An 11,395-nucleotide genomic window follows, 5' to 3' on the forward strand; every position below is an offset into this window, starting at 1 on the left:
CCCCCAACCCGCACCACCCCACCCACCTCGAACCACCCTCCCCGGGGGCATGGGGGCGGAGCCCCCGGGGATGGGACGGGTAGGGGCGGCGGGGGCGACTTCCCTCGGCCCCTCAGACCACCTGCATCTCCTGCTGCTCCGCCATGCGATGAACACACGGCCGACCCCCCGCCGACCTGCGACGCAGCAGACGGGGAAGCGCCAGATTGACAAACCCCTCCGCCTGCATCGCCGCCAACCCGAGACGAGGCAGATCCCGCGACGAGGCGTACACGACGAACCGAGGCTCCCACCGCGGCCGGAACTTCGCGTTGAACTTGTACAGCGACTCGATCTGGAACCACCGCGACAGAAAGACCAGCAGCCCCCGCCAGGCCCGCAGCACCGGCCCCGCACCGATCTTCTCGCCACGCGCCAGCGCCGAACGGAACATCGCGAAGTTCAGCGAGACGTGCTGGATGCCGAAACGGGGGGCGGCCTGGAGGGCCGCCACGATCAGCAGCTCGTTCATACCGGGGTCGGCCGAACGATCACGCCGCATCAGGTCCAGCGACGCCCCGTCAGGCCCCCAGGGCACGAAGTGGAGCACGGCCTTGAGATCCCCGTACGAGCCGGGCTCGGCGTCCGCCTTGTGCGCCGTGGCGATCAGGCAGTCACCGTCGGCCGCGTCCCCGATACGGCCCAGGGCCATGGAGAAACCACGCTCGGTGTCGGTGCCACGCCAGTCCTCGGCGGCCCGGCGGATCCGGTCCAGTTCGCCTTCGCCGAGGTCACGGGCTCGCCGTACCCGGGTCTCGTAGCCGGCCCGCTCGATGCGCTTCACCATCTGGCGTACGTTGCGCATCGCGCGCCCGGCGAGGGAGAAATCCGCGACGTCCACCACCGCCTCGTCGCCCAGTTCGAGGGCGTCGAGTCCGGTCTCGCGGGTCCACACCTCGGCGCCCGTCTCGGAACAGCCCATGACGGCGGGCGTCCAGGAGTGGGCCTTCGCCTCGTCCATGAAGCGCTCGATCGCGCCCGGCCAGGCCTCCACGTCGCCGATCGGGTCACCGCTGGCGAGCATCACGCCGTGCACGACGCGGTACGTGACCGCCGCCTTGCCGCTGGGGGAGAAGACGACCGCCTTGTCGCGGCGGAGCGCGAAGTGGCCGAGCGAGTCGCGGCCCCCGTGCTTCTCCAGCAGGGCGCGCAGCCGTGCCTCGTCGTCCTCCGTCAGCTGTGCCGCCGGGTGCTCGGGGCGGAAGGCCAGATAGATCGTGGTGATGGCCGTGAGCAGGCCCAGCGCGCCGAGGGAGAAGCCCACCGTCCACGAGGTGTTGCCCGTGTAGTCGACCGGGCCCTCGAAGCCGAACAGGCCGTACAGCACGTGCTCCAGACGGTCGGACAGGCTCGGGTCGCCCACCAGACGCGTGGTGTGGACGCTGACGATGACCAAACCGAGGAAGATCGAACCGGCGCCCATCACCACGAAGTTGGCGAGCGCGTACCAGCGGCTGCGCGGGTCCGGCAGAGCCCTGAACTCGTCGCGGTGGCGCAGCAGCGGAGCGAGCAGCGCCAGCGAGATGAGGATGCCGACGAGCGAGTGGCGGTAGGTGAACTGGGCGATCGCGCCCGCCGGCAGCAGCACCACGGCGGCCCGCCATGCCCGGCGCTTGCGGCGCCGCAGGCCGTGCGCGAGGAGCAGCAGCAGGACGCCCGCGCTGAGCGACAGGGCGGCCGCGAACGGGCCGAGCGCGCCGGGCAGCACCTCGGCGATCGCGTGCATGCGGCTGTTCCGGAAGCGGGGGAACACACCCGCCGCGATGTCCAGGAGTCCCACGAGGGTGCAGGCCCTGGCGACCAGGGCGGGAACGGCCTCGGGGCGCGGCCCGCTCAACACGCGCCGCAACCAGGGTGATCGACTCGGAACCTCACCCGACATTTCCCCATCTATCCTGACAGACATCGCATCCCGTAGTTCTGCAGAGAAGACTTTGAATCCGGTGCCATTCAGGCATCCGGCGACATTGCGCCCTCTAGGACGGTGTCTCGAGGGGAGAGGTTCCTTCCCTTCAGGAAAGCCGGTTCAAAGGCCGGGGAAAGGCCGTGGCAAGCCGCCGTGAAGGGAACGGTGGCGGACGCGGTGGCGGCTCGTCCCCCACAGGAAAGCGCAGGCAGGTAGAACCCCATGGGTCTCACGAGCAACAACGTGCTGGTGCTGGCGGTGCTGTCCGCCGTGCTTCTGTTCGGCGGCACGGTGTGGTGGTGGCCGCGGCTGGCGCGCCGCGGCTGGCGTGCCGTCGGCGGACGCGTCGGCATCCTGCTGGCCACGCAGGTCGCGGTCTTCGCCTCCGTCGGCCTGGCGGCGAACCAGGCCTTCGGGTTCTACGCCAGCTGGGCCGACCTCCTCGGCCGCGAGAGCGGTCAGGGCGTGGTCGTCGACCACGGCGGCACCGGAACGGGCGGGCCCCTCCAGGTGCTCGACACCCAGCAGGTGAACGTGCCGGGCGGCGACCTTCCCCGGAAGGCCGGCCAGATCCAGAAGATCGAGATCGTGGGCCGTACGACGCGCATCGCGTCCCCGGCGTACGTGTATCTGCCCCCGGAGTACTTCCAACCGCGCTACCGCACCCGCACGTTCCCCGCGGCCGTCGTCCTCACGGGCTACCCGGGCACCGCCGAGGCGCTCATCAAGGGCCTGCACTTTCCGCAGACGGCCCACCGGCTGGCCCGGAACGGCGAGGCCCAGCCGATGATCCTGGTCATGATGCGGCCGACCGTGGCGCCGCCACGCGACACCGAGTGCGTGGACGTACCGAATGGCCCGCAGACCGAGTCGTTCTTCGCCAAGGACCTGCCGGACGCCGTGGGGCACCACTACAGGGTCGGCAAGAAGCCGGGGAGTTGGGGCATCGTCGGCGACTCCACCGGCGGCTACTGCGCGCTGAAGCTCGCCGTCCACCACCCCGACGTGTACGCCGCCGGCGCGGGTCTGTCGCCGTACTACAAGGCGCCGCTCGACCCCACGACGGGCGACCTCTTCCATGGGAACAAGCGGCTGCAGAACGAGGCCGATCTGATGTGGTACATGAAGAACAGGCCCGCTCCGGACACCTCACTGCTCGTCAGCAGCAGCAGGAACGGCGAGGCCAACTACAAGGACACACTCGGCTTCATCGATCTCGTGAAGTCGAAGCCGCCGACGCGGATATCGTCGATCATCCTCGACAGTGGCGGGCACAACTTCAACACGTGGCGGCGGGAGATCCCGGCGACGTTGCAGTGGCTCAGCGGGCGGCTCAGCGACAGGTGAGCGTGGAACCGGGAGATCGGCGTACCCGAATTCGCGGCGATGCCCGCGGAATTCCGGAACGCCGTGGAGCAGAAGGAATCGATCAAGATTCGTGAGGTCTTCCGGAACTGAAGGGCGTGCCCTTGGCGTCGTTACCGGTGCCTGAGATGTGTGACGACCGTTGTGAACGTTTCGGAGTGGCTGTGTTTTTACCTCCGGGGTCACCATGGTTCCCCTACGCGCGGTAAGTTTCTGGCCATGCCACGTGGACGTCACCGCCATTCACCACCCCTGCACAGGCTGCTGCCTCCGTCGGCGATCGCAGGCGTCTCGCTCGTCTGTGCACTCGGGCCCTGGGCGTTCACGGAGTCGTCCGTGCTCCGGGTGTCGGCCGCGGTCGCCGCGGCGACCGCCGCCGTGGGCGCCGCGGTCATGCGCCGCTGGGACGTGGAGGCGGGCAAACGCGTCGCGGACCTCACGCGCGCGCGGGCGAGCGACGAGTGGCGGCACGAGGAGCAGGTCGCCGAGCTGGAGACCGACCTCGAGGAGTCGCGCGAGCTGCGCCAGAAGCTGGAGCACAAGCTGCGCGCCAAGCGGACCGAGCTGGCCAACCTGCGCAACGAGCACGCGGCGCTGCTGCGGCGGTACGCCACCGCGGAGACGGAGCGGGCCACTGCCCTGGAGGGCCGTCGCCGGCTCGCCATTGAGGCTTCGTCGTCGGGCTCCGGCTCGGCGAAGGCGCTGACGGCGGGCAACGAGGGTGAGTCCGAGGCCGCGCGTGAGGAGGAGGCCGTGGCGACCGCGTCCGGCAAGCTGGCCGAGGGCGCCGACGGCGCCGTCGACGCGAAGACCGGCGCGAAGCCCGAGGAGAAGTCCGGCGCGAAGACCGACGAGAAGACCGATGATGCGGAGCCGACGGCTCCGGGAGTCTTCTCCTCGGCCGGTTCGTTGCTGTTCTTGCAGGCCAACTCGGCGCTGGACCGGATCATCCAGGGTGAGGCCGCGAAGACGGCGCTCGCCGAGAAGGCCCGGCCCGCGGTGGACAGCGCGCCCAGAGGCGAGTCCGCGAAGGGCGACTCCGGCAAGGCCGCCGCGACGAACGGCGGCTCTCCGGACGGCGGTTCACCCCAGGCCGGTTCCGCGGAGGCCGAGGCGGCACCGGCCGCCGACGCCGCCGAGGAGGACGACCACCCGGAGACCCAGCCCGAGGCGGCCGAGGACCACGAACGCGCCGCCACCGAGCCCGCGGACACCGAGCCGGCGCCCGCCGAACTCGCGGTAACCGACTCCGACGTCACCGAGCCCACGGCGCCCGATCCCTCGCCGATCGTCCCCGCCCCGCGGCCCGCGCCGGCCGGCCGGCCCTCCGGTCACTTCACGGTCCCGACCGCAGTGGCCGTCGCACCGGCGCCCCCTCGCCGACGCCTGGCGATCGAGGGCGGGTTCGACTTCTTCGGTACGCAGAAGGGCGCGGCGGCCATCGAGGCCGTACAGAACGAGGACCTCGCGGACGTGGTCGGCCAGGAGGCGCTCGCGCTGCACAAGGCCGAGTCCGAGGCGCAGTTCAAGCCCGCGGACGAGGAGTCGCGCGGCGTCGGCCAGGTCATCGACCTGACGGCCCACGACGAGACGGAACAGATCGACGTAGAGGGACTGCGGAGCGCGGTGTCCTGAAGCGCCGACGGCGCCTCAGGCGTTCTCCGGCACCGGAAACGCGCTCGCGACGGTCCGGCACACCGTCCGGACCGTCGAAATCAAGCCAAGTCCAAGACTGTCCGCATGACCGTCCGCATCACGCCATCCACCGGTCCGGCAGCGCCTCCTTGCGCCCCGTGCGGGACCGGTCCGCCTGGGCCGCCAGCAGCCGGGCCGCCTCGTCCGCGTCCCGGAGCCGGGCGGTCACCGTCTTGTTGGCGCCCGTGTCCACGTGCACGTCGGCCAGGCCCTTGTGGCGCTCCCACGGCCCCTGCGCCAGCCGTACGCTCTGCACCTTCGCGTGCGGGACGAGCGACACGCTCCGCCGGAGCAGCCCGTGCCGGGCCACGAACACGCTGTCGGTGACGGCGAGCCCGTATCCGCGCCACCAGAACGGCACGCACCACCCGGCCCGCCGGGGCGGGCGGTCCAGGGACCGCGGCACGGTCACCCCGGGCAGCACCCGCTCGATCACACCCTCGGCCACGGCCCGCGGAGCGACCGGCACCAGCACCGAGTTCGACGAGCCCGCCACGTCCAGCTCCACCCGCACCCAGCCCCGCCGCCGCCACAGCAGCGGCTCCACGATCCGTACGGTCTGCACACGGCCGGGCGGCACCGTCTCGTGCGCGCGGTCGAGGAGGCCGTGGTCGATGCGCAGCCCGTCCGGCGACTCGCCCACCGTCCAGTCGTACTCCCCGACGAAGCGCCCCACGCTGCTCGCGCCCGCCGCGCCGAACAGCGGCAGCGCGGTCGCGAGGACCGTCCACACACTGTGCGTGGCGAACCACAGCACCGGCGGAACGACGACCGCGCCGACCAGGGTCGCCCAGGTGGCGCCGCTCAGGACGACCGACACCGCGAGCACGCCCGCCGGGACGTGCAGCAACTGCCGTACCGGGGCCTCGCCGACCTCGTGCGCGCTGTCCGGCTCGAAACCGGCCGCGCGGGCGAGGAGCTCGGCCCGCAGGGCGCGGGCGTGGGCCTCGCCCAGGTAGGCCAGTTCGTCCTTCTTGTCCGTCCCGACGACGTCGAGTTTGAGCTTGGCGACGCCCGCGACCCGGGCCAGCAGCGGCTGGGTGACGTCGATGGCCTGGATGCGTTCCAGCCTGATGTGCGCGGTGCGGCGGAACACCAGCCCGGTACGGATGCGCAGTTCCGTCCCGGTCACCGAGAAGTGGGTGAACCACCAGCTCAGGAAGCCGTACAGGGCGGCCGCCGGGACGACCACCGCGAGAGCGATCAGCAGCGTGGTCGTGGTCAGCCGGGACAGCTGCCGCTGCGTTCCGTCCGGGTCGTGCATGGCCCAGCCGAAGATCACGGCGATCGGCGCCCAGGCCCGCCGCAGCGGGGTCACGGGGTGCAGCCGGTGCTCGATCACCGGGTTCTCCGCGCCCACATCCTGGCCCACCTCCGGGCCCACCTCCTCGCCGTCCCGCTCGACGCCGGGCGCGCTCACAGACCGGCCGATCGTGCCTCGCCGAGCTCCGTCAGCCGGTCGCGCAGTCGCTCGGCCTCCCCCGGGTCGAGCCCGGGGATCCGCGCGTCCGTGGCGGCCGCCGCTGTGTGCAGCTGCACGCTCGCCAGCCCGAAGTGCCGCTCGACCGGCCCGGACGTCACCTCCACCAGCTGCATGCGCCCGTACGGCACGACGGTCTCCTCACGCCACAGCACACCCCGGCTGATCAGCAGGTCGTCGGCGCGCTCGGCGTACCGCCAGGAACGCCAGTTGCGGCCCAGCATCGGCCAGCCCCACAGCAGCAGGGCCAGCGGCAGCAGCGCGAAGGCCGCCCAGGCCGGCCCGGCGAGCAGACCCAGCAGCAGGGCCAGGCCGATGGTCAGCGGTCCCAGCCACACCACCAGCAACAGCCGGCGCATCCGCAGCAGACCGGACGGCAGTCCGGTCCACACCGGTTCGTGAGGTTCCCCGGGCTGCGTGCCGTCGTGCGGCTCGTGCTCCCCGCCCTGCCCCGCGTCGTCCAACGTCCCCGTCTCCATTCCGCCAGCGTACGTACGAGAGACTGTCCCCATGACTCCTACGACGGAGACCACGGTCGGTATCGGCGGCGCCGCCGAGAGCACCGACATGGTGCTCAACATCGGACCGCAGCATCCGTCCACGCACGGCGTGCTGCGGCTGCGGCTCGTGCTCGACGGCGAGCGCATCACACATGCCGAGCCGGTGATCGGCTATATGCACCGTGGCGCGGAGAAGCTCTTCGAGGCGCGCGACTACCGCCAGATCATCATGCTCGCCAACCGTCACGACTGGCTCTCCGCCTTCTCGAACGAGCTGGGCGTGGTCCTCGCGGTGGAGCGCATGCTCGGCATGGAGGTGCCGGAGCGCGCGGTGTGGATGCGCACGCTGCTCGCGGAGCTGAACCGTCTCCTGAACCACCTGATGTTCCTGGGTTCGTACCCGCTGGAGCTCGGTGGCATCACCCCGGTCTTCTACGCGTTCCGGGAGCGCGAGGAGCTCCAGAACGTCATGGAGGAGATCTCCGGCGGCCGCATGCACTACATGTTCAACCGCGTCGGGGGCCTCAAGGAGGACCTCCCGGCCGGCTGGACCGCCCGCGCGCGGGCGGTGATAGCCGACGTGCGCTCGCGGATGGACGTCTTCGACGACCTGGTGATCGGCAACGAGATCTTCCGGGGCCGTACGCGCGACGTGGGCGTCCTCGCGCCGGAGACGGTGCACGCGTACGGGGTGAGCGGGCCGATCGCCCGCGCCTCCGGGGTGGACTTCGACCTGCGCCGGGACGAGCCGTATCTGGCTTACGGGGAGCTCCAGGACACCCTCCGGGTCGTCACGCGCGAGGAGGGCGACTGCCTGGCCCGCTTCGAGTGCCTACTCGGCCAGGCGCACAACTCGCTGGACCTCGCGGACGCCTGCCTGGACCGCCTCGCCGAGCTGCCGCCCGGCCCGGTCAACCAGCGCCTCCCGAAGGTCCTGAAGGCGCCCGAGGGCCACACCTACGCCTGGACCGAGAACCCCCTCGGCATCAACGGCTACTACCTCGTCAGCAAGGGCGAGAAAACCCCGTACCGGCTGAAGCTGCGCTCGGCCTCGTACAACAACATCCAGGCGCTCGTGGAGCTGCTGCCGGGGACGCTGGTCGCGGACATGGTGGCGATCCTGGGGTCGCTGTTCTTCGTGGTCGGGGACATCGACAAGTAGGCGAGTACCGAGTTTCACCGAGGGCGCTGCGTCAGCAGTGTGTCCGGAATGCCGACGGGCTGCAGCAGCCAGCCGAAGTCGCCCAGCCCGCTGGATGCCGTGAGTTCGGCGGCCTCCCCTGCGCCCGCGAGGGCCCGTACGTACGCGGCCGGGTCGGTCGTCGCCAGAGACAGCGGCGGGCGGCCCCCGCTGACCCCGAGGGCGTGCAGGGCGGCTCGCTGGGTCAGGAGCCGGGCCCCCGGCAGGGCGCACGCGTCCAGCGCCACGTGGGCGGTGATGTCGCACGAGCCGTCCGGCACGGGAGCCGTTTCCCGGCCCTGCCGGTATCCGGTGAGCGTCCCGAACGGTGGCCGGGCCGCGGTGGTGTGCGCGTAGTCGACGGCGACCGCGAGCCCCCGGCCGACACTCGCGACGGCCGAGGCCCAGGCGGCGTCCCGAGGACGCCCGATCTCGGCCCGCAGTCCCTCGGCGGGCAGTCCCTCGACCCGCAGGCCGTCGGCCCGCAGTCCCTCGACCCGCAGTCCCTCGGCCCGTAGGCCGTCGGCCGGCAGCCCTTCGGCCGGCCCCTCGGTGGGCAGCGGCCACCACCGGTCGAGCCACTCGCCGTCCGCGCCCTCCACCCGGTCCCCGAGCCGCTCGGTTCCGTCCTGCCGTACGAGGACGAGGCGCCGTACGCCGTCGGGGTCCACCTGGGCGACGTCCAGGGGCACGTTGTCGAGCCACTCGTTGGCGAACAGCAGCCCGGTGGCGCCCTCCGGGGGCTCGGGGAGCCACTCGATCCGGTGAGCAAGGCCACGGGGCCGGTCGGCGCGCTCGACCGCGTACCCGCGCGCGCGGGAGGCCACCTCCGTGGGCAGGGCGGCCAGGACGCCCGTCACCAGCTCTCCCCGGCCCGCCGCCATGTCCACGAAGGCCAGCTCGGAAGGGTGCCCGAGCGTCTCGTCCACCTGGCACAACAGCCGCGCCACCGCCTCGGCGAACAGCGGCGACGCGTGCACCGACGTGCGGAAATGCCCGGCGGGGCCCTCGGGGCGCCGATAGAACCCCCGGGGCCCGTACAGCGCCTCCTCCGTCGCCTCGCGCCACCCGCGCCACTCGCCGCCCGCCGCACCAGTCACCGCACCCGTCACCGTGCCAGGCTAGGCGCCGGGAAGTGGGGAGCCTCCACCTTGGGGAGTACGCGCGCCGGTTGCGGATCGACCCTCCGGTTGACTCCTGCACACAGCACACGTCTTTACGCTGGGTTACGTGCAGCGCCTCTATGACTTCCTCCGCAGGCACCCGACATGGGTCGACAGCTTCTGGGCCGTCTTCCTGCTCGGGATCTCCGCCGTGGCCGGAACCGTCAGTCAGGAGGCGGACCGGAGCGACCTCCCGGTCGCCTGGATCCCCGTCACGTTCCTGCTCTGCCTGGTGATCGCCCTGCGGCGCCGGCTGCCCGAGCAGATGCTGCTGCTGGCCGCCGTGACCGGTGTGGCACAGCTGGTCACCGACGTGCCGACGATCCCGGCCGACTTCGCCATGCTGGTGATCATCTACACGGTGGCGGCGAACGGTGCCCGCTGGGCCTCCCGGTTCGCCCTGGCCGGCGGGCTGAGCGCGGCCACGCTGGCGCAGATGCGCTGGCCCGCGGCGGACACGGGTCCGGTCGGCGAGGTCGCGATATCGGTCGTCATGACCGTGCCGTTCGCCCTCGCCTGGGTGCTCGGCGACTCCCTGCGCACCCGCCGCGCCTACTTCGCCCAGCTGGAGGAGCGTGCCGCCCGCCTGGAGAAGGAACGCGAGGCACAGGCCAAGGTCGCCGTCGCCGCGGAGCGTGCCCGCATCGCCCGCGAACTGCACGACGTGGTCGCCCACAACGTGTCCGTGATGGTGGTCCAGGCGGACGGCGCCGCGTACGTCCTCGACGCCGCGCCCGACCAGGCGAAGAAGGCCCTGGAGACGATCTCCTCCACCGGACGCCAGGCCCTCGCCGAGATGCGCCGTCTGCTGGGCGTGCTGCGCACCGGCGAGCACCAGGAGAGCGGCGAGTACGTCCCGCAGCCCGACGTGGAGCAGCTCGACGAGCTCATCGAGCAGTGCCGCACCTCCGGTCTCCCGGTCGACTTCAAGGTGGAGGGCACTCCGCGGCCCCTGCCCAGCGGTGTGGAGCTCACGGCGTACCGCATCGTCCAGGAGGCCCTCACCAACACGCGCAAGCACGGCGGCCCGAACGCGGGCGCGAGCGTGCGCCTGGTCTACTTCGACGACGGTCTCGGTCTGCTCGTCGAGGACGACGGGAAGGGCGCCCCGCACGAGCTGTACGAGGAGGGCGGCTTCGACGGCCAGGGGCACGGCCTGATCGGTATGCGCGAGCGCGTGGGCATGGTCGGCGGAACCCTGGACGCGGGACCGCGCCCGGGTGGCGGTTTCCGTATCAGCGCACTGCTCCCGCTCAAACCCGCTCACTGACGACTGTTCATGTCGCTCGTTGACACCTGTAAGAGCACGTTTGCGCGACCCTTTGGTCCCGTTGTTCGTATGACCGCGTAATTGTTGGTAAGACCCCCCTGACGACCCTGTGATGGACAACGGAAACGGAAGAGGACCCGATGGCGATCCGCGTGATGCTCGTCGACGACCAGGTGCTGCTGCGCACCGGGTTCCGGATGGTGCTCGCCGCCCAGCCGGACATGGAGGTCGTGGCCGAGGCGGGCGACGGCGTCGAGGCCCTCCAGGTGCTGCGCTCCACCGAGGTGGACGTGGTCCTCATGGACGTCCGCATGCCGAAGCTGGACGGCGTGGAGACGACCCGCCGCATCTGCTCCGATCCCAACCCGCCGAAGGTGCTGATCCTGACCACCTTCGACCTCGACGAGTACGCCTTCTCCGGGCTGAAGGCGGGTGCCTCCGGCTTCATGCTCAAGGACGTGCCCCCCGGCGAGCTGCTGGCCGCGATCCGCTCCGTGCACAGCGGTGACGCCGTGGTCGCTCCGTCCACGACCCGGCGTCTGCTCGACCGGTTCGCACCGATGCTGCCGGGGACCGGCCAGGGGACCCAGCGCAAGGAGCTGGAGCGGCTCACCGACCGTGAGCGGGAGGTCATGGTGCTCGTCGCGCAGGGCCTGTCGAACGGCGAGATCGCGGCCCGCCTGGTGCTGTCCGAGGCCACGGTGAAGACGCACGTGGGCCGCATCCTCACCAAGCTGGAACTGCGCGACCGGGTGCAGGTGGTGGTCCTCGCGTACGAGACGGGGTTGGTGCGGGCG

At 71.5% G+C, this 11,395-nt stretch carries 9 protein-coding genes; 5 read left to right on the forward strand and 4 right to left on the reverse strand.

The genetic code is table 11. The features are described 5' to 3' along the window. Positions 1–112 precede the first annotated feature (112 nt). Positions 113–1,921 carry a phosphatidylglycerol lysyltransferase domain-containing protein gene (locus FNH08_RS32010; RefSeq protein ID WP_152775025.1) on the reverse strand — a complete coding sequence of 603 codons (1,809 nt, stop codon included), beginning with the start codon at positions 1,919–1,921 and terminating at the stop codon, positions 113–115. Positions 1,922–2,167: 246 nt separating this feature from the next. Here FNH08_RS32010 and FNH08_RS32015 point away from each other — a divergent pair, with 246 nt between their 5' ends. After that, the gene (locus FNH08_RS32015; protein ID WP_152775026.1) at positions 2,168–3,292 is read left to right on the forward strand and encodes an alpha/beta hydrolase; all 1,125 of its coding nucleotides are present in this window, start codon (positions 2,168–2,170) and stop codon (positions 3,290–3,292) included. A gap of 237 nt (positions 3,293–3,529) precedes the next feature. Continuing rightward, a complete protein-coding gene (locus FNH08_RS32020) occupies positions 3,530–4,945 on the forward strand; it encodes a hypothetical protein (RefSeq protein ID WP_152775027.1) in 1,416 nt (471 codons plus the stop codon). 118 nt (positions 4,946–5,063) lie between these two features. Here the strand turns inward: FNH08_RS32020 and FNH08_RS32025 are convergent, their stop codons facing one another. Both FNH08_RS32025 and FNH08_RS32030 read right to left on the reverse strand, forming a co-directional pair. Beyond that, complete coding sequence (locus tag FNH08_RS32025; protein ID WP_322725856.1) at positions 5,064–6,389, reverse strand: PH domain-containing protein; 1,326 nt, start codon at positions 6,387–6,389, stop codon at positions 5,064–5,066. Positions 6,390–6,421: 32 nt separating this feature from the next. Then, positions 6,422–6,964, reverse strand: coding sequence for a PH domain-containing protein (locus tag FNH08_RS32030; protein WP_228034478.1), 543 nt, complete (start codon positions 6,962–6,964; stop codon positions 6,422–6,424). 31 nt (positions 6,965–6,995) lie between these two features. Between FNH08_RS32030 and FNH08_RS32035 the strand changes: the two genes are divergently transcribed. Then, positions 6,996–8,147: an NADH-quinone oxidoreductase subunit D gene (locus FNH08_RS32035; protein WP_152775028.1), complete on the forward strand. Its 1,152-nt coding sequence runs from the start codon at positions 6,996–6,998 to the stop codon at positions 8,145–8,147. Between the two features lie 14 nt (positions 8,148–8,161). On the opposite strand, the gene FNH08_RS32040 is transcribed toward FNH08_RS32035, so the two are convergent. Further along, complete coding sequence (locus tag FNH08_RS32040) at positions 8,162–9,277, reverse strand: SAM-dependent methyltransferase (RefSeq protein WP_322725854.1); 1,116 nt, start codon at positions 9,275–9,277, stop codon at positions 8,162–8,164. A gap of 118 nt (positions 9,278–9,395) precedes the next feature. Here FNH08_RS32040 and FNH08_RS32045 point away from each other — a divergent pair, with 118 nt between their 5' ends. Both FNH08_RS32045 and FNH08_RS32050 read left to right on the forward strand, forming a co-directional pair. Then, positions 9,396–10,598, forward strand: a complete 1,203-nt coding sequence (locus FNH08_RS32045) for a sensor histidine kinase (protein ID WP_322725855.1) — start codon at positions 9,396–9,398, stop codon at positions 10,596–10,598. A gap of 140 nt (positions 10,599–10,738) precedes the next feature. Further along, positions 10,739–11,395 (forward strand): response regulator transcription factor (locus FNH08_RS32050; protein WP_152775030.1); only part of this gene is annotated, 657 nt, incomplete at its 3' end.

The organism is Streptomyces spongiae (assembly GCF_009377185.1).
In the GTDB taxonomy this organism is placed as follows: Bacteria; Actinomycetota; Actinomycetes; order Streptomycetales; family Streptomycetaceae; genus Streptomyces; species Streptomyces spongiae.

Bases quoted from the DNA above. Each gene is read 5' to 3' on its own strand.
- FNH08_RS32035 (WP_152775028.1), top strand. From the start codon at position 6,996: ATGACTCCTACGACGGAGACCACGGTCGGTATCGGCGGCGCCGCCGAG.
- FNH08_RS32020 (WP_152775027.1), top strand. From the start codon at position 3,530: ATGCCACGTGGACGTCACCGCCATTCACCACCCCTGCACAGGCTGCTG.
- FNH08_RS32015 (WP_152775026.1), top strand. From the start codon at position 2,168: ATGGGTCTCACGAGCAACAACGTGCTGGTGCTGGCGGTGCTGTCCGCC.
- FNH08_RS32030 (WP_228034478.1), bottom strand. From the start codon at position 6,964: ATGGAGACGGGGACGTTGGACGACGCGGGGCAGGGCGGGGAGCACGAG.
- FNH08_RS32010 (WP_152775025.1), bottom strand. From the start codon at position 1,921: ATGTCGGGTGAGGTTCCGAGTCGATCACCCTGGTTGCGGCGCGTGTTG.